This window comes from Weissella viridescens (genome assembly GCF_001437355.1).
GTDB classification, from domain to species: domain Bacteria; phylum Bacillota; class Bacilli; order Lactobacillales; family Lactobacillaceae; genus Weissella; species Weissella viridescens.
This window is the reverse complement of sequence record NZ_JQBM01000001.1, coordinates 239,571-263,801: the sequence shown is the minus strand read 5'-3', so window position 1 is coordinate 263,801 and position 24,231 is coordinate 239,571. Positions and strand designations below refer to the sequence as shown.

Sequence of the window (24,231 nt, the reverse complement as noted above, 5' to 3'; positions counted from 1 at the left end):
ATCGTAATATAATTGACACATAGATAAGCGTTAAACAAAAAAGAAAACGGGGTTAGAAGTTATGTCAAAGAAGTTTAAAGTCATCGTAAGTCTTGCTGTGGCATTCCTAGTTGTTGTTGGTAGTGTGGCTGTAATCGGCGCAAATTCAAATCATAAAGAAACAATGGCACAATCTTCTAGCTCCGCACGTCCAGTTGCAAAGCAACGGACACACAAGAAGGTTGTTGCAAAGCCTGCTGTTAAAACAACTGCAACTAAGACATCAGTGGATGCTGTTACACCAGCTGAAACCCAAACGGCTGAAGTAACTCAGGTTGCGACAACACAAAACACAAATGAACAAAATCAAACCGAGCCAGTGACATCACAAACTGTGGCACCTGCAGGCCAAGCACAAGCAACATCTGTAAGTACTGCGGCAACTACTCCGGTAACTACTCCGGTAACACCACAACCAGCAGTACCTTTTGAAAAGGATGCACAAGGAAACGCATCACAAGCCGTTGTTGACTACGCACAACAAAATGGACTTGATTTAAACGGACTTCAAGTCGGAACGATTGCTTCAGAATCTGGATCAGGATACGATGTTATGATTCGAGACAAGAAGCTCGCCGAACAAGGTCAAGGCGATGGTGTTTTGAACGAGTACCATGTTGACAAGAATGGTGTTGTGACACCAAAATAAATAGATTCTGTAACTATGGATTCGATGAATCCATAGTTTTTTTATTGGAGATTTAGGATAATGGAAAAAACGATAAAATATTCCCTTGAAATCAGTACGCCAGCCACTGTTGGTGAACAGGAAGACCTCATTAGACAGCTTCAAACATTACCAAGAGACGAAATTGAATTTATTGCAATTACAATTGGGGCAGGTGGTAGCATTGAACTAGCCACACCCGTTTTGTCATTCATTCAGTTATTACTAGAGTGCATCAATGTACCGATTGTTCCCCATGTTACAGGAAGTCACCAAACCCAGGCGCAAGTTCAAGAACTGCTACGAAAGCTTTCAGGAATGGGAATTCAAACCGTCCTTGCAGTTCGGGGTGACGGGGAACCAAACGCTTTTGGGCATGGGGATGACTTGATTCGCTTTATCGAAAAGACGGGGGAATTTGAGGTGCTGGGAGCAGCTTATCCGGAAGGACATCCTGAAGATGATAATTTACAGCAAACCATTCAGACGGTGGAAAGAAAACGGCTGGCGGGGGCCAAGGCCTTAATGACGCAGGTGGTAATGGACAACCATCGACTATATCAATTTCAGCAAGCACTAAAAACGGCTCAAGTTTCGATGCCCTTAATCATCGGTGTCATGCCTTACGTGCAACGCGAACGTGTCATAAAGATGATTCAGTTAACACAAGTGACGCCAAGTCCAGTGGTTCAGGGACTTCTCACGCAAACAGATGTAAATGCGTTTAAATCGGAAGGGTTAGCGCTAACGATTAAGCAAATTGTTGATTTACGAAAACATGGATATTCACATATTCATTTGTTTTGTCAAAATGATATTGCTGTGGTTAGTGAACTTTTTCAGGGGTTGTAAAACCATCTGATACTAAAAAAGCTGAGTATGTTGCATTGGCAACGTACTCAGCTTTTGTTTAGTTATGATCGTTTTTAGCAAATTTTGTAAAGTAAACACCAGCCATAATGGCTAAGAAGACTAATCCAACGGTTAACGAAACACGCGTTTCAGGATTAAAGAACATGAAAGCTAACGTGATTGCTAAGAAAACAATCGTAATATAATTTGACCACGGTGATAATGGCATTTTAAAAGGATGATCCTTTAGTAATTCAGGATGCGCCTTACGAAAACGTAACTGACTCACTAGAATTACAAACCACGGAATCATTCCCGGCAAGGTACTGGAACTATAGACAATCACAAAGGCATTGCCCGAATTTTTGAAGAAAAGGGGTGCAATCGCATTTAAAATCACGCCAATAAAGATGCCTAATGAAATAGCAATGACTGAATAAGCTGGAACACCGTGACGGTTCAATTTCTTATATGCCTTTGGCAATTCGTGTTCATCTGCAAGACGATAGGCCATACGACTAGCACTATAAATACCAGAATTTGTTCCGGATAAGGCTGCTGTCAAAACAACGAAGTTAATAATTGAAGCTGCTGAGGTGATCCCAATTTTGGCAAAAGTTTGCACAAACGGTGAGCCAACACTGCTCAACTGATTCCATGGATAGATACAAAGAATCACGAAAATGGCACCGACGTAGAAAATCAAAATGCGATAGAGCGTTGAGTGAATCGCTTTAACCAGTGTGTGTTGTGGATCTTCAGCTTCACCGGCAGTGACCCCAATTAATTCAATTCCTTGGTAGGATGTTAAGACGATTGACAGGGCAAAGATGAATCCTGTGACACCTCCGGTAAAGAAACCACACTTCCATAGATTTGAAAATCCAATGGGCTGACCGTGATTACCGAAACCAAATATAATTACCCCCAAGCCCAAAATAATAAAGAGGACAATGGTTAATACCTTAATCAAAGCAAACCAAAATTCTAATTCCCCAAACATTTTAACTGAGGCAACATTTGCCAGACACAAGAATAGGACGGCGACAACTCCAGGTAACCAACCAGGAAGATGTGGCCACCAGAATTGCATGTATCCACCAATCGCAATCATTTCACTGACACCTACGACGACGTATTGGAAAATATTACTCCAAGCGGTTAGATAGCCCCAAACAGGGTGAATATATTCACTGGCATATTTCGCAAAAGAACCTGTGTCAGGGTCAACATAGAGCATTTCCCCAAGTGCCCGCATGATTAAGTATAAAAAGGCACCTGCCACAATATAGGCAATTAAGACAGAAGGTCCGGTCCATTTGATTGTCGAAGTGGATCCCATAAAGAGACCGACACCGATGGTACCACCCAAGGCAATCATTTGGACTTGGCGGGCCGATAATTTTCGTTCCATAAAAGACTCCTAGTTGTCCTTGCTGCATTGTTTATTTAACGCAACACATATTTATAATAACCCTGATTATAGCAGACTTTTTGGAGGAAGACATGGTGGAGCAACTAGGCTAGTACAGTATTTTGCGTCAATTTATGTTATAACTATAGTAGAGATTGAAATAGTTTGGAGAAAATAAAATGATTACAATTAAGTCACAACGTGAAATTGATGGGATGGCACGTTCAGGTAAGTTATTAGCTGATATGCATATTGCCCTCCGTAGTTATATCAAGGCCGGTCTTTCAACAATGGATGTTGAAAATTTCTGTCGCAAGTTTATTGAAGATCGTGGTGGTCGTCCAGCCGAATTAGGTTTTGAAGGTTACAAGTATGCAACTTGTGTGGCGGTCGACGAAGAAGTTGCGCATGCCATTCCAAGTAAAAAGCGTATTTTAAAGAATGGTGACCTTGTTAAGGTTGATACTGTTGTTGATTTGGATGGTTACTACTCAGATTCAGCGTGGGCCTATGCCATTGGTGAAGTCTCACCAGAAGTTCAGAACTTAATGGATGTCACGCACAAGGCACTTTACCTTGGCATTGACCAAGCGCAAGTTGGCAATCGTATTGGTGATATTGGTAATGCAATTCAGAGCTATATCGATACAACGGGTTATGGAAATGTGCGCGATTATATTGGACACGGTATCCAACCCACCATGCACGAAGATCCTGCAGTACCGCACTATGGCGTTGCTGGACATGGAACACGTTTGAAGGAAGGGATGACACTGACCATTGAGCCAATGATTAACATGGGTTCATGGGAAGTTAAGCCACCGCGTGCCGATGATGGTTGGACAGTTGAAACTGCAGATGGTTCATGGTCATGTCAATATGAGCATACATTGGTTGTGACTAAGGATGGTCCTAAGATTTTAACGAGTCAAGATCCTGAATTCGATGCTAAGTACCTATTAAATAACTAAACCGATGATCGCCTTGGGGCGGTCTTTTTGGTATCAGGAGGTTGAACGCTTATGCTAAAACGTATTGAAACCGACCAACATGGCCAATTTGTACGTATCCCTGAAGACTATGCACCTAAATCAGGAACAGTGTTAGACGTATCGCAACGCGCTGATGGGGCAATTGTTTTAAAGCCAGTTGACGAAGAGGTAGTTGTGAATGCAGTTCGTTTGGCGGAGTTATTTGAAGATTGGGAAGGTATTTATCAACCTAGTGATGACGAATGGCAAGCAGATGAGGGGGAGGATTAATGAGTGAACGGACTTACCCGAAGCAAGGGCAAATCATTTACATTAATTTTTCACCGGCCGCGGGGCACGAAATTGTTAAGCGACGACCGGCAGTCGTTGTCAGCAACGATATCCTGATGCAAACATCACATTTTGTTTGGATTGTCCCTATTTCGCATGGTAGTTATGATGGGCCTGAATACCCATTGCATGTTGCGCTAGACGAGCGTACGAAAATATCTGGGACTGTATACACAGAGCAACTTAAGTCTTTTGATTTTATTGCACGTAAATGGCAGTATATTGAAGACATGCCACATGATATATTGACGCAAGTCATCCAGAAACTGCAATTAGCAGTTACGCTACCTGAACAAAAGGACATTTCAAAATAAAATGTCCTTTTTGTTTGGTTAAGTTCGTGTTTTTTTGTAAAAAGTATATTAAATGCGGATGATTTAGGATGGAAGTGTTGCTTAAGCGAACATTTGTCAGAGATAACCTTTTAATTAACTGGTATTTGTTTTATAGTATTTAACAATAGCCAAGTTGATATCTGAAAGGGAAAACCATGTTGCACATTACGAATGCACAAATTTTAAATGTATTTACAGAAGAATTTGAAAAAACCAAACTTTGGATTGAACAAGATCAAATTGTCTTACGTGGGCCAAGTACCCACTTAGTTGCAGATGAAGTCTATGATGCACAGAACCAGTACATTGTTCCGGGGATGATTGATGCCCATATGCATATTGAGAGTAGTTTACTAAGACCGGCCGAGTTGGGACGCCTTTTGGCACAACATGGTGTTACTAGCGCGGTAGCTGACCCACATGAGTTAGCTAGTGTTGCTGGAACGGATGGATTGAACTATATGCTGAATGATGCGCGAAAGACGTCGGTCAGATTTTTCTTTATGTTGCCTTCATCAGTACTTGCAACCCCTTTTGAAAGAACGGGTGCAGTATTAGATGCTGCTAGTTTAGCGCCGTTTTACCAAGAGCCAGAAGTGAATGGATTAGCTGAGGTCATGGATTTTTCTGCAGTTGCACAACAACAACCGGATATGCTTCAAAAAATAGCCGATGCTAATGCGCATGGTAGGCACGCAGATGGGCATGCTTCAGGCTTATCACGTGAACAATTGGCTGTGTATCGACAATATGGTATTAAAACCGATCACGAAGCGACAAATGTGCAAGAGGCGCAAGAACGTTTAGACGCGGGGATGGCAGTATTAATTCGTCAAGGAACAGTAGAAGCTGATGAATTGGCACTATTACCGGCGGTTACAACGCTTAATCAACGGGCCTTTAGTTTTGCCACTGATGATAAAAGTGTGCATGATCTTGTGCAAGAAGGTTCTATCGATGAGAATGTTAGAATGGCGATTAAGGCGGGGATGCGACCTGAACAAGCCTTTACGATGGCAAGTTACCACGCTGCTTTAGCGGAAGAATTGCCTCAACTTGGTGCTTTAACCGACGGTTATTTAGCCGATCTTGTGATCTTACCGGATAAAGTAAATGCTGAACCAGCACGGGTAATGATTAATGGGCAATGGGTGGATGGTGGCGCTGTGGCTGCTTCAGTTGATTTCAAAGTACCAGTGCATGTTACTTTAAACACTGACGATTTGGCGCTGCCACTCAAAGCTGACCAGCCGGCACATGTCATCAAAATTATGCCGCACCATATTACCACCGAGCATATCGAGGTACCGGTATCAGTTGAAAATGGGTTCTTTGCAGCTGATGCAACATTTAATAAAATTGCAGTTGCTGAACGTTATCACGATTTAGGCCACGGTGTGGGTGTGATTGAAGGATTAGGGATTAAGCAAGGTGCAATTGGCGCAACAGTTGCACATGATTCTCATAATATGATCTTAGCTGGACATGACGATGCAGCCATGGTGCTCGCTGCAGACGCTTTGCGTGAAATGGGTGGCGGACAAGTCGTGGTAATTGATGCCAATCATATTGTGACACTGCCATTACCGATTGGTGGATTGATGTCCAATCAACCATATGAAGTCGTGTATGCCGAGAATCAAAAGTTACAAACAGCTTTTCAACAAATCAGTGATATCACATTTGATCCATTTTTGACTCTATCATTTATGGCTTTACCTGTGATTCCGAGTTTGAAAATAACCGATCAAGGTCTTTTTGATTTTGATCAATTTAAGTTCATTAATATTCAAGATTAAAGGAGGAAAAGGCGATGTCAGAATTTATGATTGGTAGCTCGGTTCAAGTACAAGAGCCAACCAAGTTGCAGACACCAGCTTTGGTTATGGGCTATGATCCAACGAGCGAGCAATACTTAGTTCGCTTCGAAGGGGGCGAACAAGCCCACTATTCAGCCAACCAATTAAAGAATTGGTGTACGTGTGAGATTTAAAGTAAAAGGGACCCAAGATTTGGGTCCCTTTTTTTTAATAAAAAAACCACCCAACATGATATTGGATGGTTTCAAGTTTATTTTTGAATTTTATAAACAAGTGAAGCATGTGGGTTCGCCTTGTCATTAATCACAAGTGGGTAAGGGGCAAGCTTGTAGTTTTTAGTTGAAACAACATCGGCAAGCTGATCCTTATTTTGATGATTGATGAATGATAATTGGTAATCACCAGCTGGCAAATGACCTTCATAAATATAGTTAGCTGCAGTTTGTTTCAAAACGTAGCGTTGCTTGGTTTTGAGATTTATAATCTCTCCTTCAAACGTTGAACCTTCATGAATTTGAACTGAAACCCGTTTAGCTGGCCCGTTAAGCGTTACTTTCTGGGTCACAACTGAACGTTTGGGTAAGCTGGCTGCACGAGCACCATATTGCGTAGACAATTGACTACGTTGCGCCGCTACAATTTGTTTCTTAGGATAATAATCACTTAGGAAAGCTGCTGAGGCAAACAAAGCGATGGCTGCAATCGCAGGCATCACATAGCGCCAACGCTTTCCAAATGATTTCTCAGAAAATTGTGGTGCAGGCAGGGCAGCAAGGACAAACATAACCAAAGGTAAGATAATTTGTCCATAGCGTGGCTCTGTTTCCCAAACTAAGCTGTGGAAAGCCATATATCCAAGTGTTGTAACAATCGCAATTAAGGTGGTCATTTCGGCCTGGCTATTTAGTTTTGGACGCCAAGCCCAGGCACGGACCATGACGTTGGCAAATAACAAGATTGTGCCAACTTGGTAGATGATGCTAACTAAGTAATTTAGGAATTCACTATGCTTAGCTTTCCAAGCCGGTGCCGCTTGTAACCCACCATTGTAGAAGGTATGCGGATTGGCACCGTTTAGGAAAATGCCTAATTTAATAGTCCGCTGTTCTAATAAACCAAATGGACCGAGCTCTTGAATACGTTCTTTTGCCACCTTTGTTTCAAAAGTTGCACGTTCTGATTTGGTTGGAATTTGAATTTCGGTTCCGATATCATCACCACTATAAGTTCCGCGAGAATCTTTATTCAGTCCCATTGCAATCCAAGAAACGGTTGGAAGTTCAAACGCTTCATCTTTGGTATAGTTTGTTTCAGAGAAGATGGCTTGTTTAGCAGGAACACTCAAGCCAAAACCAACAACGATGAGAACCGTTGGAATCAGAATTTTAACGAGTGATAATGTCTTTTTATAGAAAAGGACAGCGCAAACCATTAAAATTGCAGGAATCAAAACAATAATATTTGGCTTTAATAATTGCCCTAACATCACAGCTAAGACAAGGGTAATACCAGCGGCCCATTGGCGCCATCCGGTGTATTCAGGCCAAAAATAAATAATGCTAAAGGTAATTAACAGTAATAGAAGTGATGGTAAGTCTGAATAGAAGACTTGTAAAAAGTAGGTATATGCGAATGGTGTAAAAACCATAAAGGCTAAACCACCGAATAAGATGTGACGATTTTTATGACTAATTTGATACATGGTCTTAAGCATCAACATAATAAATGTGTCGAGCGTTAAGATCGAGAGAATGTGCAATGACATGTTGGTTGTCAATCCAAATAAATTGGTGAACTTTAACCATACTGATAGCAGGTAGGCGATGGTCACGTTATTAGGATAACGCCAGAAATAGGTGCTTTGCCATACTGGATTACCGTGGCTGATTTGATCAGCCTGTGAAAGGACACGATATGGATCGTGATAGACGGTAACAGGTAGATAGTGTAAGACCAAAATTTGGCCAACTAACATGAGTCCCAAAGCGCCAATGATAATCCATTTAACTTGGTGTTTAGTAAGTCGGTCAATTAAGGGTAAAACTGCCTTAATGGCGAACCAAACCAAAACGGTTACGACCAAGATGAATACCGCCTCCAATGGTTGCGGTATCATCGGGTTAATCATGTTGCTAATAATCCCAATTGCTAATGCAATTGATAGAAAACGGGCAAGTAAAGAATGCTTAAGCGTTTGCATGAGGTGCTCCTTATGGTGAATTATTTTTAGTAAATCAATGTCTAGCATAATGGCGTAGCTTTTTTACGCACAACTTTGTATTTTATCAATAAATGAAAGTAGGTGTAAAGATTGTCAAAAGCGTCCCGATGCTTGATATAGAGCGAATATTGATATTGAAATAGCTTAAAATAAGTATACGAAAGATATAACTTAAGAACGTATGAGAATTCTAATGAATGGCTGATTATTGTTGAAATTAAAAAAAGGATGCTGAACCCAAGTTCAACATCCTTTTTTATTACGATTAAATTTCTTCACTAACGTCAGGCGTTGTGGCATGACTGTTTTTTTGCTTGATAGCATATAGGATTGACATTACTGCCATAAGGACCATTAAGACCATACCATCAGAAATGATACTACGTGGATCTGTGGCACCTACTAGCTTGCCAAGGGTGTTCCAAAATGTGGGCGCAATGAAGGTAGCTACATTGACACCAAGCAAAACGACGGCAGATGCAAGATTAGCTGATCCAAGGGGTGCAACATCAGCTGCGAGCGTCAAAAGATAAGGTGCAGCCATTGAAACAAAGAATCCAAATGCAAGTGCACCGGCAATGACCATTGGTAATTGGTTAGCGGTATAGATGATTAAGATACCTAGGCTACCCCCAATAAAAGCGAGTGGTAAAATCCAAGCCTTTAAGAAACGTTCAATGAATCCATATAAACCACTACCAAACATTTGAGTTAAGCCCATCCCGGCTAAACCTAGCGTTGCCGTGGCCGCGGTACCAAGATTTTCTTCGGTTACCATTGAAGGAAGTTTCATACCGATTAAGTTTGGTAAGAGCATTAGAAAGAGAACGGTTCCAGCAATGAAAATAACTTTGATATTGATGGATTCTTTTTGTTTGGGTTGATCATCAGTGATTGGTTCGACAGCTTGACGGTTGTCATTCGGTACAATCAGGAAGAAGAGTGAGGGCTACGTCATGGAAAAGAAAAATGGATTATCAACACGTTCTGTCGTTGCTGTCGGGATTGGCACAGCGGTCTTTATTATTTTATTTAAATTTTTAGCCATTCCAACAGGCATTGCAAATACACAAATTAATGTGGCACAAGCATGGTTGAGCTTAATTGCGGCCATTTTTGGACCGGTCGTTGGTGGATTGGTTGCTTTTATTGGTCATGCTTTAAATGATGCAATTTCATATGGGTCAATCTGGTGGAGTTGGGTCATTGCTGACGGTGTCTTCGGCGTATTGATTGGCCTTGCTGGAAAGTATTTACACTTTGCCGATGGTAATTTTACCACGCGCAAGATTATTGGCTTTAATCTTGCCCAGTTAGTATCAAATATCGTGGCTTGGTTAGTCGTTGCACCACTAGGCGATATTTTAATTTATAGTGAACCGGCAGCTAAGGTATTCACACAAGGTGCAGTTTCGACTTTGGTCAATGTGATTTCAACAGCAATTTTGGGAACTGCAGTATTGGCCATCTACAATCGAACCAAGGTAAAAAAGAACTCATTGGAACACGAGGCATAAAACGGAATAGGACGTAAACATGGAGAACGAAACATCACGGGCAATTCTAAAGCTAGACAATGTTACTTTTAAATATGAAGCGCAGAAAGAGCCAACACTTAAAAACATCAATTTGGAAGTTCAAGCTGGCGAATTTATCGTGATTGCAGGAGCTTCCGGTTCTGGTAAATCAACCCTAGGACGCTTAATCAGCGGGCTGATTCCTGAAGCGTTTCCGGGTACTTTAACCGGTGAGTTATATTTTGATGGTCAACGCATCAATGACGAAAGCATTTTTAAACGATCTCAAAAAATTGGAACCGTTTTACAGGATGTGAATGCACAATTCGTTGGTTTAAGTGTTGCTGAGGATATTGCCTTCGCTTTAGAGAATGATGAAGTGGGCGAAACTGATATGCATGCTGCTGTTGCAGCATGGGCTAGTCGTTTGGATTTGGGAGATAAATTGCAGTTGGCACCGCAACAATTATCTGGTGGGCAAAAACAGCGAACTGCGATGGCAGGCGTGTTGATTGATGAGAGTCCGGTACTACTATTGGATGAACCATTAGCTAGTTTGGATGAAGCTAGTGGGCAAGAGATGTTAGGGTTACTTGAGCGATTACGAACAGAGCAAGGTATCACGATTATCTTGATTGAGCATCGGTTAGCGGATGTTCTGCAGTATAAAATTGATCGAGTTGTGCTTTTGGATGAAGGTGAAATCGTTCAAGATGCGCCACCTGTTGAAATACTACAAGAGGCGCGCTTGCCTCAATATGGATTAGCGGAACCATTATATGTCCAACTCCTCCGGGCGGCCAATATTGAACTAAGAGAGTTATCCCAATTAACACAGCCGCAAACGGTTTTGGGGCCACAATTACAGCAACAAATTGAGGAGTATTTAGCGCAACTACCTAACCATGAAACGACTCAGATAACGGAACCATTATTGACTGTCACTGATTTATCATTTAGCTACGATCAAAATCAACCGCTCTTTGATCATTTGAATTTTTCATTGCGTAAGTCAGAAATTGTCACATTAGTTGGTAAAAATGGATCAGGTAAATCAACGTTAATCAATATTCTAACTGGGTTTATTGAGAACAAAAATGTCGGCGGAACGTTAACCCTTGCTGAGACGGATTTGAGAACGCTTTCCATAAAGGAACGCGCTGAACGGATGGGGTATGTGATTCAGGACCCTAATTTGATGTTGACCCAACCGACTGTTTTTGATGAAGTAGCTTCGGGATTACGTTTGCGTAATGTCTCTGACTCAGAAATTGCAGAGCGCGTTGTCCCATTGCTTGAGTTAGCTGGGTTATATTCGATGCGGAACTGGCCCACCGATAGTCTGAGTTATGGGCAGAAGAAAAGGCTTAGTATTATTACGATTCTGGTACTAAATCCGGATATTTTAATTCTTGATGAGCCTACTGCTGGGCAAGATGCTGAAAATGCGAATCGATTAATGGACTTTGTCAGAGATTTACAGCAATCATATGGCTTAACAATTTTGCTAGTGACTCATGATTTAGGACTCATGAGCTATATTGCAGACCGGACTGTTGTTCTAGTTGATGGACAAATTATGGCTGATACGGATCCAATCCGTCTGTTGCAGCAACCAGACGTGCTAACTCATGCACATTTAGCGCCAACGTCATTGGATGTATTTTTAACTAGTCATCATATGGTTGCTAATCAGCAAGTTTATCGAGAATTGCATAAACGGGAGGTTGCGCATGAATCATAATATTTTTGGTTTTCATCCCGGCACAACGCCAATTCATCAATTAACGGGCACGACGAAATTAATCATTTTTCTAAGTTTGACCATCTTCGGGTCGCTTAGTTTTGATTTACGATACTTGTTGTTATTAAGTGTTGTCGCAATTGGCGCCTTATTTGTTGCTAAAATTAAATGGACCGATGTGCGTGTACTGGTTTGGCTTGTCATTGTTTTTGCGATTTTAAATCTGATTTTAATTTATGTTTTTGCGCCGCAATATGGCACGCACTTATTTGGGAGCAAGACTGTCTTGTTGGGAAGTGGCGCCTATGCATTAACCTTTGAGCAACTATATTACGAGATCATTGTCTTTACCAAGTACTTATTTGCTTTACCGCTCGCGTTGATTTTCTTGATGACGACTAATCCAAGTGAATTTTCCGCCGGACTGAATAAAATTGGGATCTCATATCGTGTGGCTTATGCCGTTGCTCTAGCCCTTCGATATATTCCAGATATTCAAGTGGAGTATCAAACGATTAGCAAAGTGCAACAGGCGCGAGGTTATGATATGTCTAAAAATACCTCTCTATGGCATCGCTTAAAAGGAGCGGTTGGGATTATGATGCCGCTGATGTTTACGTCATTAGAACAAATTGACTCGGTCAGCCGGGCGATGGACTTACGTCGATTTGGGAAACGAAAGCGCCGAACTTGGTATTATGCACAGAAATTTAAAACTTTGGATTGGTGGGCGATTGCTTTAACCAGCCTACTTATCGGGATTGAACTAGTTCTACTGTTGACGAATGGTAGTCGGTTTTGGTATCCCTTTAAATAAAAAGTTTGACAAAAAAATAGCAACCTGCTTATAATACAGATACTATAAAACGAATGAGGTATGTGTCCATTGAAGAATTAAGCTAATATTTGAAATTTTGTTGGAGCACTTTCTAAGTGATTAGAAAGGGGTGCAGTCTGCAATTTTCAAGATTAGTGATTTTTCTTTCGTTAGGACCAACGGCCCAAACAAGAAGGCACCAGTCTGTTTAATTGCGGCTGGTGTCTTTTTTTGGAGGTTTTATGTCGAAAATAGAAATGAAAAATGTTAGCTTTGCTTATGATGGGCAAGCAAACTTATTTGAAAATGTATCTCAAGTACTAGATACAAGCTGGCACTTAGGTCTTGTCGGTCGCAATGGGCGTGGGAAAACTACACTATTTAAACTCATACAAAATCAATTAGCCTATCAAGGAACGTTAATCTGTGATGTTAACGTCCAATATTTCCCACAGGTTGTCGCGCACCCTAATCAAACGGTGCGAACCATGCTTGAACAAGCGGTTGCCCCAGAGCATTTATGGGAAGTTGAACGTGAAATGCAATTGCTTGGTCTGAATGTTGACCGCATTGAAACACAAATTTATCAAACACTTTCGGGTGGTGAACAAACTAAAGTTTTATTGGCACTCGTTTTTGCAAATGTGGATGATTTTATTTTACTGGATGAACCAACAAACCATCTGGATGCGAAAACGCGTCGACAGGTCGCACAATATTTACGCCAAAAACAAGGCTTTATTGTGGTAAGTCATGATCGCCAATTTTTGGATGAAACAACGGATCACACCCTATCAATTGAAAAAACACAATTAAAACGATATAACGGATCATTTTCGATCTATGAACAAGAAAAACAAGCTCAAGATGCGTATGAGTTGGCGACAAAGCAGAAGTTACAACGCGAAATTAAACAACTTGATCAAGCTGCAAAGCAGAAGGCGCATTGGTCAGATCAACGAGAACAGTCATTAACTGCGAAACCATCACAAGTTGGTGGCAAAAATCATGGTGATAAGGGGTTTGAATCAGCCCGGGCTGCACGAACCATGAAGAAGGCAAAACAAATTGAACGGCATGCGCAACAGGCGATAGATGATAAAGAGTTGCTTTTAAAGGATCTTGAATTTGTGGAACCGTTAACGATGGCCGTGCAAACTCCAAGAAAATCGCCACTCGTGGACATAAACTGTGTGCAGTTAGCATATCAGACTGAACCATTATTTGCCCCAATTTCTCTTAAAGTTGTACCGGGCGACATCGTCGGTCTGACTGGCAATAACGGGGTGGGCAAATCATCACTTTTGCAAGCCCTACAAGGTACGTTTACGGGTCAAGTCACGGGGGATTTGAGGCTGGCAAGTTCGCTAACAATCAGCCAGGTGCGACAAACAACGCAGCATTTACATGGAACCCTAAAGGAATTTAGTCGGGCACATGGTGTTGATGAACAGGCGCTTATGAGCATGCTGCATAAGCTTGGATTAGAACGACGCGCATTTGCATTGCCAATCGAACAAATGAGTCGCGGTCAACAGAAACGTGTAGAGTTAGCGCAGGCGCTCGTTAAGCCGGCCGACTTGTATCTTTGGGATGAGCCGTTGAATTATTTGGACGTCTTTAATCAAACGCAAATTGAAAAAGTTATCCAAACTTTTAAGCCTACAATGATTGTGGTTGAACACGACCAAACATTTTTAGACAATATTCGAGCTCAGTGTATAGAATTACAAGCAGTCCATTAGCATTAAAAAAAGCAGGCTATCGTTAAGATAGTCTGCTTTTTGTGTTTAACTAATCGGTGTATGAAATTTTTCCAGACGGTACAACCCATCTGCATCAGGTTCGGTTTGATTATCTTTAATGTGGTAACCGAATTTTTCATAGAAAGGGCGCCCCGTAATTGAGGCTGGAATTTCGATACGTCGCGCTTTTGCAAAATAACTGTCCGTTTCTAACGTGTTTACGATACGTGTCCCAATGCCCTGACCTTGATAAGCTGGATCAACGAAAACAGCAAAAAAACTAAATTCATCGCGTGAATGCCAATAGGGGCCAATGGCACCCGTACCAATGAGACGATTTTGATCACAAACAACATAAAAATGTGAGCGTTGATTTAACTCAAGATAGTGGGCTGTATCAAGGCGCTTTAGCGCATTTTCAATGTAAGTTGAGGAATAGTCTACACGATTAGAAATACGCATTGTTTTGGCAACGAGTTGAACGACAGCGCGCGCATCATCTGCCACGAAACGACGAACGATAATCTGACTCATACAACTACCGGCTCTCTTTAATTTTCGTATGTGGCAATTAATTGTTTAATCACGACAATGTCATCATCGTAATCGGCCAAACGGATGTTTTCATTGGGGGCATGGTCGCGATTATTTGTATAGCCAATGCCGAGACTCGCAATTGGTGCTTGCACGACCTCATGGATATAGTACATGGGACCAGTTCCAGCACCGGTGGGGGCGACAATCGGTTCAGTATCGTAGAGCTTATCGACCACGTTTACGACACGTAAAATTTCTGGATCTGACATGTCGCTCCGATATCCGGGTTGCCCAAGCGTTTTCGTCAACGTTAGGTCATCGTAACCTTGCTCAGTGAGGTAGTTTTTAACTTGATTAAAAGTCTTGTCAGGGTCCATGCCAGGTACTAGACGTGCTTCCAATTTAGCTTCGGCGCGTGCGGGGAGAACGGTTTTAACACCAGCGCCTTGCCAGCCGGAACTAATTCCTTCAATGCTGAGAGTTGGTTCAAAATAGAGCGTTTCTTTGAGATCTTGACCATTTTTATCGGTTAATAAAGGGGCTTCAATCCCTAATTGATCAATGAGTTCTGCGCGAGTTAACGGAATGTCTGCTGTTAAATCCCGTTCACGTTGGTTTGGTTGAATGACATCTTCATAAAAGCCTGGCACTAAGATATGACCAGATTGGTCAAAGAGCGTTGCTAAAGCTTGTGTAATTCGCCAAGCTGCTGAATCAACAACTCCCGCAAATGAAGAGTGTAGATCTTTTTTAGCGGTTTGAGAAGTCAGGGTGAAGGTTACGATACCTTTATTACCGCCATAAATCTCGACCCGGTCTTCACTGTTTTTTTCACCAGATTCCCAGATAATTAAATCCGCTTGGAGTACATCAGCGTATTTTGCCACGTAATCATCAAGGTGACGTGAAGCAGTTTCTTCTGAACCTTCAAATAGGAACGTGATATTAACGGGTAGTTCGCCATTGTGTTCGGTGAGGTATTCAGCCACCGCCGTCAAACGCGCCGTAATATTTCCTTTATCATCATTGACGCCACGACCATAAAGCTTATCACCAGTTTGAGTTAGCGTCCACGGATCAGTTTTCCATAAGTCAAAGGGTTCAGCTGGTTGAACATCATAGTGGTTGTATAAGATGACAGTTTCTGCGTTAGGATTGTTGCTTTTGAGTTGTCCAATGACCAGGGGCGCAAAGTAGGTGTCATCGTAAATGACATCGGCACCAAGGTCGGCTAATGCTTTAGCTAAAACTTTAGCCGTTTCTGGTAAAAATTCTTCTTTTGCAGAAACACTTGGTAGTGCGATAAGTTCGCTGAGTAAATTTAAATAGTCTGCGTGAATTGTCATAAGTACAATCCTTTCTTTTGTGCCTTAAATAAAAAAGCCGCTTCAAACGACGACAGCGTTGTCGAAGTCAGAAGCAGCTAAATGTATAGTTACGTTACCATTCTGAGCGTTTGGGGTTGTTACCAACCGCCACTCACTAACCATCAGACAAAATTGTCGAATGGTGTGCCATGATAACGGAGGCCAATCCGTCATACACTCACGATGCACGCTCATGTATGCCAATCACAGGTCATTTTCAAACGAAGTGAGATACTAGTTCACATCAACCACTAGCTTTCTGTTATCTGACATCGGTTTACTTTCCTGATCACTTTGTTTTTTGTGTTAGCAATATCATACAAAGTTCAATTCTAAAAGTCAACTGAGAAATCTGTATGTATTTTATCATTTACTGACGCTGATTTTGGTAAGTTGTTTTCCAATATTCACCTTGTGCTGTTGCGAATGCCTGCAAAGAATCATTATGAATATGCGGAACCAGTTGTTGAGAAATGGTGCTCCGTGGTTGGTCGATGTTATTCGCCAAATCATCGAGTGTCGTTTGCCATTCAGCACCATCTTCGGCTTGAGCTTGCAGCAATTTGAAATGCGCCAGGAGTTGCTTAAAAGCAACTTGTTGTGCTTCAGGCAATGGCGCGTCAGGATGTTGGAGCGCAATGGCATCATTAATCTTGATGCTTTCTTGCATCATCTCGTTGTCAATGTTTTCAGGAAAATAGAGCGCATCTAGTATTAGTAACTCTAAGACTGTTAGTGCATTTTGATTAATACCACTAGGGGTAAAGGGATTTAAGTCGAAAATTCGGAATTCTAAATATTCTACTGAATGACGGTGTTGGCTATGGTAGGCGTCGGTAGCTTTAACTCGCACAGGACCATAGTATTCACTTAAGTCATACAAATCACCTGCATCAATGCGTGCGTCAAGACTAGCTAAGAATGTATCTAAGTTCGTAAAATCAAGTTGAATGGTGCGATGGTTGGCAAAACCAGCGGTGCTTGAGCGCCAAGAGCGGACTGGTTGTGTGATGTCACTTCGACGGGCCAACATGCGATCATCAATCGGATTTTCCGTAACAGGGCTAGCACCGAAGAGGTAAGTGATGAGCCAACGATATTTTGAGACTTGTTTCAAAATTTGAAAGTAAAGGGCGTTCCGATTGGGATACGCACCTGAAGCTAACAATGGACCACTAATGGTATCTGACAATGAGAAATTTACATGAATACCGGTCATAATATGTTGATAGTAACCGTAGTGCTCAATCAAAATTTGACGATAGTCTGCGTACCAAGGGCGCTCAAAGTGGGTGGCTAAGTAATCTACATCACTATCAGCCATATAAGGAGGCATTGAAAGTGGCCAAATAATCTCGTCAGCCTTTAAATGGTCCATTAAGCGGTTTTGCAGTTGCGTCAGTTGCGTTAAGGCCTTACGAACCGTTGGTTGTGGGTCCGTAACTAATTCTTCTTGACTCTCTGAAAAATCGGTCTGGAAATTAGGTTCAGTTCGTCGATCACCTAGGGCTGAATCATGTGGGTGCTGTGATAAATGTGCAGTGGGTAACTGTACACGATGTTCTTCAATTTCAATACCAACACGCTCTGCAAGGGTGCCAAAGGTTAGCGTTGGTGGAAGATGGGGAATTTGATGGATCATCTGGCATGCCTCCAATTGTCAAAATGAATGATTAAAGCATTCTCATATTTCAATCTCGTTGCTAGTATTATAAGGGGCATATGACTGAAATGAAAGGGCTCTATATCGGTTTCTAACAACGTTCGTTTTTGAATCGTTTTAAATGTGAAATTTCGTAAATTTAACTAGTGTGTCCAGACTTTAAACACACCAACTGTATAAGATGAATCAATAAAAAAAGTCGCACATAGGTGTGCGACTTTTTTATTAATGATTGTCAGCAAGACGTAAATTAAGTTGGCTCTCAGTTAGGTTAATTTGGTAACTGAGGTTTTGGTTACCACGAATGGTGGTTTCAAAATCGGTTGCATAAATCACTAATCCAAGTCGATGTCCAGCTGGCAAGCGATAGAACGTTGGTTGTAAGGTCACATGCACTTGGTTAAAGGTATTTGGTACAACTACTTCATCTTGATAGGCATGCGTGCGATTCTGTAAGTTGACGTGTCCCTTAGTAATCATCTTCCAAGGCGTGACTTGTGTTTCTGGCATAAATTCATATAAATCATCAGTCCGCCAGTCATAGGCACCGCTCAAGACATTTTTGGCTAATAGCGTTGGCTTGGCACCTAGCCGTTTTGCATCACCATAATCGACTAGTTGGAAACTAAGCATCCCCACGGACGCATCAACTGCGACATCAACCGTGATTTCAGGGGTACCGTCAATTGTCCAAGGGTGCACCAGGGGTTCTGTTTTAAAAATGAGTCGGTTATCGCGTAATGCGTTTTCATCAGTATTTGGCTTGAAGAGATCAGCATGCCAGCCAGCTAAGTCATCACAATAGCGTTTGAAAGTTGCTTCGGATAACTGATCATTAAACGTTTGGATTTGAGGTGTTTGATGCTTTGTTTCAGTTAAATGATCTTGATCCAGATAGAGGGTTTGGTACTGGTCGGTGGCAGCAGGCCAATCCGTAACAGGGTACCAGGTCTCCGCCGTGACATTATCCTGAATCAAAACGTCTGGTAACAAAGTATCAGCCCCATTATTCAAATCAAACAATTTATAGCTTAACCACAAATTCATCATATCTGTGAAATCAAGGGAGCGGAAGTTATTAATGTAGATATGCTGTCCTTGATGTAAGATGATTTTCTTATGGATGGGGAGTTCACGTAAACTTTGCCATAAATTGTAGACGTTGCGTGGTTTGACGTTCCAGTCATTTAAACCATGGACTAAAATCATGTCGGCTTTGATATTGGCGACTTGGTTCAAATAGTTTCGGCCATCCCAGTAGGCCGTATAACTACCAGAATGACGATCTTGGTCCTTTTGTAACTGTGATAGAACTTGTTCAAAGTCTTTTTTAACGCCAAGATAGTCGCCTGCGTCTTGCATACGGCTGAAAACATCACCAGCCAAGACGTCCATATCCTCACCCTGGAAGGTGTCGGGAGCGGCGACCAATCCGTTATCACGATAGTAATCATACCAACTTGAAATCGCTGCTTCTGAAATAACCGTTTTTAGACCGTCAACACCAGTAGTGGCGGCGGCAGTTGCCAAAGTTCCCAAATACGAGCGTCCAGTCATGGCAATATGTTGATTGGTCCACCAAGCGGGGATGGCAATGCGATCAGTCTTGTTGGTGAATGCTTGACATTGACCATCTAACCATTCAATGATTGCAACAGTTGAGAGCGTTTCAGCAGGACCACCAGTATCACGAAGACCATCTGAATCACGGGTACCAATTCCCGCAGCATATACAACCGCAAAACCACGACTCAAAAAGTAATTGTTTAACGTATAACTCTGTTCCTTAGCAAAGTGCTCAGTGGCTAACACGGTTTCACCAATAGGGATGCGTTCGGGTGGTAGCTCTGGCGATAGGCTTTGAAATTGGACATCGGCTGCGGTTAGTTGGTTGGGAGCCTTTTCAGTTAACGGGACATCAACCGAGTGTGTTATTTTTTCACCAAAAGTATCATTCGTTCCTTGATTGTAGGGGCTCGCTGTATACAAGACTGGAGCTTTGTAACCTGAGTTAGTTAACTTTGGTCGAGAGACTTCAACTTTCAACAAATCGCGTTTACCATCATGGTCTGTATCAAGTGGGGCTTCAACATAAACAATTTCATGAATGGTTTCATGGGGATTGAAAACAGCTTGGGCTTTTCCATTGAAGAAAACAGGACCGGTGATTTGACCGTAAAATGGCACAAAGTAGCCCGTTTGTGTGAGGTAATCTAAATAGGTTTCGCCATTTTTAGTATGTGTTGATAGCAGTTGATACCATGCATGTGCAACATCGTTGGCAGTTTGGAAGGCTTCAACATCAAATGTTGGTAACTGCAAAGTGCTGTACGCAGACAAAGGATCAGCTATATCGTAGTCAGTTTCTGGTTCAAATTGTAATAATTGTAAGGCAAGGCGTGCAAAAATGTCGGCGGTAAGGGGAGCTGCTGATGCAAAAAAATCAGCCATGGTTGTGTCTGGTGTTGCGAGCAGCTGGCTAAGTTTCTGGTCAAAAGCAGCCGGACTCGTGACTAGTGGGGTCCAAGCTCGTTGCAAAAATGCAATCAATTGTGCTTTAGGCGTGTCTAAAACATCTGCCTCAAGAACATGAATGTTTTTCAATTCCAAGAGTTCTGTATCTAGTGGGAGTTGCATCCTTCCAAACTGGTTATTTTTCATTTCAGTTACCCCGTTATCGTATATATTTATATGTTTATTATACGCTAATTAGCCGAAAAACTCGCCACACAAAAAAACCTAACAGTCGCTTGGACTGATAGGCTTTTCATGGTTTATTTGTGATGTGATTTAAAATAAAGTGTCCCAGTTACAGATAGAATCACTAAGCCAATCAATGAAAGAAAGCTGTACTTTGCAACATCTGTTAGTGGTAATTGTTGATGCTGCGGCTGTTTCTTGTTGGCTGGGGTAGCGTGTTCACTAGATTTGCTCGTGATTGTATCTTGTGGGTGGTTAGCAGGTACCTGTGTTGAAGGCACTTGCTTAGGTTGTTTTTTTGGGTTGTGCTTTTTTGGCGCAACTGGTTGTTGTGGTTGAACTGGCTTTTCAGGTGTTACCGGATCCTGTGGTTGAGCTGGTTTTTCAGGCGTGACAGGCTGATCAGGCGTAGTAGGTTTCTCAGGGACATCAGGTTTAATGTCCATATCACCATCACCGGTACCACCGCCACCGAAACTCAATTGGGCACTAGATTGATTACGAGACATGCCGTCATCGTCACCATCACCAAGATTATCTGCATCGAGAGTAACGTCATTGGTGTACGTTGCGCCATTTGGATTACCAGTTGCCTTAGATTGGTATTGTAGGTTGACCCCTGTTTTTACGTTAGCCAAATCAAATTGGATTGATCGATCTGATTTTTGTGAGACGGTTACATCAAGGGTGCCACCATCTGGAGTGAACTGCCCCTGATCATCCCAAGTTCCAGTTTGGGCTTGTACGCTTCCTGGAATGTAGCTTTGGTGTGCGCCAAGCGTGTCAGTTAACGTGACGTGTCCGAGGTGGTCTTGCGCTGGATTTAAGGCAATGTTCCAATTGATTTTGTTGTGTTGTTCAGATTCCCACCAACCGGATTTGTTAATCAACCAATCGCTTGGTAACTGATCATCGATAGCTTTACCACTTGCGTAGATATAAATTTCCCCTTTGCGATTAAGCGTTTTATCGGCCAATTCGTTGTTAAAAGTCACTGTACCAGTGGGGCTATTCGCAGCAAAGTTAGCTTGACCGACCACAGTGCCCGTGCTATTCAAAATGTCAAAGGTTAAGGCATGCGGAATCATGACGTTATCTGGAACCTCAACTTGCATGGTATCACCAGATTTAATTTTAACTTGGTCGGGAATAGACCAATGCCAACTCACATGATATCCGGATTCAGTGAGGTCAGTTGTATGACTTTGCACTTTGCCTTGGCCATCAGTAATGATGGCACTATCCTTATCAATACCTTTGGCTGATAACGTGTCAGCTTGCGCCGTAATTGGCAACAAACTGACACCACAGGCCACTGTTACTAATATATTAACTAAAAATGTTCTTAATTTCATAAATTCCCCTCGCTTTCGCGGTCAGAATATCAAAGCGATGAAAATTTGTAAACATTTATTTTGGGCTAAATTTCTGATGACGAACTTGGCGAATGAGTTCCTCTAAGTCATACCATTGTTGGGGCCCAGTAGGGCTATTCCAAATCACTTGTGGTTTTTCAAAATGATCTAAAGGCACATCGCTTACGTAAATGTCCGTTTTTTCTGACAGTTCCGTTGTGGTATGAACGTTGAGGTAGGTGAAGGCATTAATATTATTGGACACCCAATTGGTGGCGCGATAGCCTCGAGAAAAAGAGACGCAAATCTCAATTGTGTCATCTTTTTGAAAGTCCAAACCTGACGACATAGCTAACACAACAATTCTAAAATACAAATGGTAAAGATGATTTTGTGACATGCGAATTTCTTGATTCACTAAAGCGATTAATTGTCGAATATGGAAATCCGTTTGCGGGTAAACTGTCGAGAAATAGTGGCTAGCATGACTATAATCGCGTTCCGTTAAGAAATAATTTCGCTGGGTTTCTGTATACACTTCACGAACCGTATTGTTGATTTGGGTCTCTGAAAACGGGAAATCAAGTTGGTTCATATAATTAGCGATAATACGATAGACGGCTTGCCAGCTTGATTCGTCACGGACTAAGTCCTCTATAGGGTAGTGGGTCGGTTCAATTAGCCCAATTTCGAGCGTGGTTTGAAAAATGAAGATGGAAGCGCGCGTTGTGTTTTCAGGCAAAACTTGTTTAAACAGATCAAGGACGCCAGGGTTATCTGGATTCTTAGCTAACCATAAGTAATCGTCAGCAACGCGATGATGATAGTGGTTACGGAAATATGAAATGATAATCAAAATGCTGATTTTTTGAGCAAAAACGAGGTCATTTTGTATTCGAGGAATATCGAGTTGCAACACGCGATCAAGCAGACGTTGAACTTCCGGAATTTGAACGTCGGGGACGACATTAAAGTAGTCATATAAATTGTAAATAAAGAGACGCAAATTTTTCTCAGAAGGATGTAAGCCAATAAAGTACATCATATTCTCTTCGAATTTCTTTTTTTCTTTGAAGAAAAAAGCACGCGACCAACCATACCCGCGAAAGGTTTGATTAAAAATGATTTGATCATTCTTTAATAAGGAGAGTAGAAATTTCTCGGCATTACTTGATTTAAAATAATTACGCAATAATAAGTTTTCAACACCAAATTTCAGTTGCTCATTGTTATCAATGTAGCGATCGGTGACGTTAATGAAAACATTAGGCGCAACGGTTTGTAAATCAAGATTAATTTCATCAATTAGCTTGTTTAAACGGTAGTTTGACATGTCAAGATTGGCCGCGAAGGTTTTGCGTTCTAACATGGGTTCTGACGACTGCAACATTTGATTAACAATATGGATTTTTTGTTCATCATCTTTATCTAAAAAACAAAGGATTTTGTCCATCATGATCCTCCTTAGGAATATGTTTGCTTTGGCAGGCTCAGAATATCATAACAAGCACGATGCGGAGTCTACGTTTTTTTTAGCGTTACGCAAGTTGCACATTACCTACTATAAAAAGTATATGCCAAAAGCGCTGGATAAGCGATAGCATCAACCATAATATGATTGGAACGAACAGAGCTCTATTTTCAGAGTCTCTGTTTTTTTATCGTGAGTAAAAAAGCATGAACGGTAAGCGACTGGAAATCATATAATTCAAAAATTAATTGTGGTTTAATTTGAGTTATCAGTTAGAGCAAATGATGTTTTTCTAATTGAAAAATCATAAAAAATGTAGAAAGGAGTGCGCCATGTACTTTGATGTAAGAGCAACGGGGCCAGCGCAACTCAACTATCACTTTCATAATCGTGACACGATTCATACGGAGGTCGCGTCGAATATGACAGATGAAAAGCAGCCCAAACGGATTAGTAAGCGGATTTTAATGTTTGAACCAATTGTGCAACATTATTATCAAGAAAATCCTAAAATCACTATCAATAAGGTTATTTTTCATTTAGAACAAACGACTCATTTGCCACGAGCTTCATATGACGAAATGGCCATAATTGAGGAACGGCTTAAAATTCAATTGCGCCGAGTTTAGGTTTAAGAATTGGGGA

The 24,231-nt window shown here is 41.6% G+C and carries 21 protein-coding genes; 12 read left to right on the top strand and 9 right to left on the bottom strand.

Going from position 1 to position 24,231, the window contains the following annotated elements:
* Window positions 1–61 precede the first annotated feature (61 nt).
* Both IV50_RS01240 and IV50_RS01235 read left to right on the top strand, forming a co-directional pair.
* Window positions 62–688: a hypothetical protein gene (locus tag IV50_RS01240; protein ID WP_057743917.1), complete on the top strand. Its 627-nt coding sequence runs from the start codon at window positions 62–64 to the stop codon at window positions 686–688.
* 60 nt (window positions 689–748) lie between these two features.
* Complete coding sequence (locus IV50_RS01235; protein WP_057743915.1) at window positions 749–1,558, top strand: methylenetetrahydrofolate reductase; 810 nt, start codon at window positions 749–751, stop codon at window positions 1,556–1,558.
* A gap of 58 nt (window positions 1,559–1,616) precedes the next feature.
* On the opposite strand, the gene IV50_RS01230 is transcribed toward IV50_RS01235, so the two are convergent.
* Window positions 1,617–2,972 carry an amino acid permease gene (locus tag IV50_RS01230; RefSeq protein ID WP_057743912.1) on the bottom strand — a complete coding sequence of 452 codons (1,356 nt, stop codon included), beginning with the start codon at window positions 2,970–2,972 and terminating at the stop codon, window positions 1,617–1,619.
* Between the two features lie 179 nt (window positions 2,973–3,151).
* Here IV50_RS01230 and map point away from each other — a divergent pair, with 179 nt between their 5' ends.
* From map to IV50_RS01205, 5 genes are all read left to right on the top strand, one after another.
* Window positions 3,152–3,943, top strand: a complete 792-nt coding sequence (gene map, locus IV50_RS01225; protein WP_057743909.1) for a type I methionyl aminopeptidase — start codon at window positions 3,152–3,154, stop codon at window positions 3,941–3,943.
* 51 nt (window positions 3,944–3,994) lie between these two features.
* Complete coding sequence (locus tag IV50_RS01220; protein WP_057743907.1) at window positions 3,995–4,234, top strand: hypothetical protein; 240 nt, start codon at window positions 3,995–3,997, stop codon at window positions 4,232–4,234.
* Complete coding sequence (locus IV50_RS01215) at window positions 4,234–4,608, top strand: type II toxin-antitoxin system PemK/MazF family toxin (RefSeq protein WP_057743904.1); 375 nt, start codon at window positions 4,234–4,236, stop codon at window positions 4,606–4,608. Before IV50_RS01220 ends, IV50_RS01215 begins: the two co-directional genes overlap by 1 nt.
* Before the next feature lie 176 nt (window positions 4,609–4,784).
* The gene (ade, locus tag IV50_RS01210) at window positions 4,785–6,428 is read left to right on the top strand and encodes an adenine deaminase (protein ID WP_057743900.1); all 1,644 of its coding nucleotides are present in this window, start codon (window positions 4,785–4,787) and stop codon (window positions 6,426–6,428) included.
* Between the two features lie 14 nt (window positions 6,429–6,442).
* Window positions 6,443–6,622, top strand: a complete 180-nt coding sequence (locus IV50_RS01205) for a hypothetical protein (protein ID WP_057743897.1) — start codon at window positions 6,443–6,445, stop codon at window positions 6,620–6,622.
* Window positions 6,623–6,699: 77 nt separating this feature from the next.
* Here IV50_RS01205 and IV50_RS01200 read toward each other — a convergent pair whose 3' ends face one another.
* Together IV50_RS01200 and IV50_RS01195 are read right to left on the bottom strand one after the other, a co-directional pair.
* The gene (locus IV50_RS01200; RefSeq protein WP_069201655.1) at window positions 6,700–8,649 is read right to left on the bottom strand and encodes a hypothetical protein; all 1,950 of its coding nucleotides are present in this window, start codon (window positions 8,647–8,649) and stop codon (window positions 6,700–6,702) included.
* A gap of 286 nt (window positions 8,650–8,935) precedes the next feature.
* A complete protein-coding gene (locus IV50_RS01195; RefSeq protein ID WP_057743892.1) occupies window positions 8,936–9,487 on the bottom strand; it encodes an MFS transporter in 552 nt (183 codons plus the stop codon).
* A 139-nt stretch (window positions 9,488–9,626) separates the two neighbouring features.
* On the opposite strand from IV50_RS01195, the gene IV50_RS01190 reads away from it, so the two are divergent.
* The 4 genes from IV50_RS01190 to abc-f all read left to right on the top strand — a co-directional run bounded on the left by IV50_RS01190 (window position 9,627) and on the right by abc-f (window position 14,493).
* The gene (locus IV50_RS01190; protein WP_057743889.1) at window positions 9,627–10,187 is read left to right on the top strand and encodes an ECF-type riboflavin transporter substrate-binding protein; all 561 of its coding nucleotides are present in this window, start codon (window positions 9,627–9,629) and stop codon (window positions 10,185–10,187) included.
* Between the two features lie 19 nt (window positions 10,188–10,206).
* Entirely contained in the window at window positions 10,207–11,931 is a 1,725-nt protein-coding gene (locus IV50_RS01185; RefSeq protein WP_057743886.1) for an ABC transporter ATP-binding protein, read from the top strand.
* Window positions 11,921–12,748, top strand: coding sequence for an energy-coupling factor transporter transmembrane component T family protein (locus IV50_RS01180; protein WP_057743883.1), 828 nt, complete (start codon window positions 11,921–11,923; stop codon window positions 12,746–12,748). The genes IV50_RS01185 and IV50_RS01180 overlap by 11 nt, the downstream gene beginning before the upstream one ends.
* A gap of 242 nt (window positions 12,749–12,990) precedes the next feature.
* Window positions 12,991–14,493: a ribosomal protection-like ABC-F family protein gene (abc-f, locus tag IV50_RS01175; RefSeq protein WP_057743881.1), complete on the top strand. Its 1,503-nt coding sequence runs from the start codon at window positions 12,991–12,993 to the stop codon at window positions 14,491–14,493.
* A 45-nt stretch (window positions 14,494–14,538) separates the two neighbouring features.
* Here the strand turns inward: abc-f and IV50_RS01170 are convergent, their stop codons facing one another.
* From IV50_RS01170 to IV50_RS01145, 6 genes are all read right to left on the bottom strand, one after another.
* Window positions 14,539–15,027, bottom strand: a complete 489-nt coding sequence (locus tag IV50_RS01170) for a GNAT family N-acetyltransferase (RefSeq protein WP_057743878.1) — start codon at window positions 15,025–15,027, stop codon at window positions 14,539–14,541.
* Window positions 15,028–15,044: 17 nt separating this feature from the next.
* Window positions 15,045–16,376, bottom strand: a complete 1,332-nt coding sequence (locus IV50_RS01165; protein WP_057743875.1) for a M20/M25/M40 family metallo-hydrolase — start codon at window positions 16,374–16,376, stop codon at window positions 15,045–15,047.
* Between the two features lie 391 nt (window positions 16,377–16,767).
* Window positions 16,768–18,039, bottom strand: a complete 1,272-nt coding sequence (locus IV50_RS01160; RefSeq protein ID WP_057743872.1) for a hypothetical protein — start codon at window positions 18,037–18,039, stop codon at window positions 16,768–16,770.
* 246 nt (window positions 18,040–18,285) lie between these two features.
* Window positions 18,286–20,721 carry a Xaa-Pro dipeptidyl-peptidase gene (locus IV50_RS01155; RefSeq protein WP_057743869.1) on the bottom strand — a complete coding sequence of 812 codons (2,436 nt, stop codon included), beginning with the start codon at window positions 20,719–20,721 and terminating at the stop codon, window positions 18,286–18,288.
* A 113-nt stretch (window positions 20,722–20,834) separates the two neighbouring features.
* Complete coding sequence (locus tag IV50_RS01150; RefSeq protein WP_057743866.1) at window positions 20,835–22,115, bottom strand: Ig-like domain-containing protein; 1,281 nt, start codon at window positions 22,113–22,115, stop codon at window positions 20,835–20,837.
* Window positions 22,116–22,170: 55 nt separating this feature from the next.
* On the bottom strand, window positions 22,171–23,568 hold the full coding sequence (locus tag IV50_RS01145; RefSeq protein ID WP_057743863.1) for a hypothetical protein: 1,398 nt from the start codon (window positions 23,566–23,568) through the stop codon (window positions 22,171–22,173).
* Window positions 23,569–23,918: 350 nt separating this feature from the next.
* Between IV50_RS01145 and IV50_RS01140 the strand changes: the two genes are divergently transcribed.
* Complete coding sequence (locus IV50_RS01140; RefSeq protein WP_057743860.1) at window positions 23,919–24,215, top strand: hypothetical protein; 297 nt, start codon at window positions 23,919–23,921, stop codon at window positions 24,213–24,215.
* Window positions 24,216–24,231: the final 16 nt, after the last annotated feature.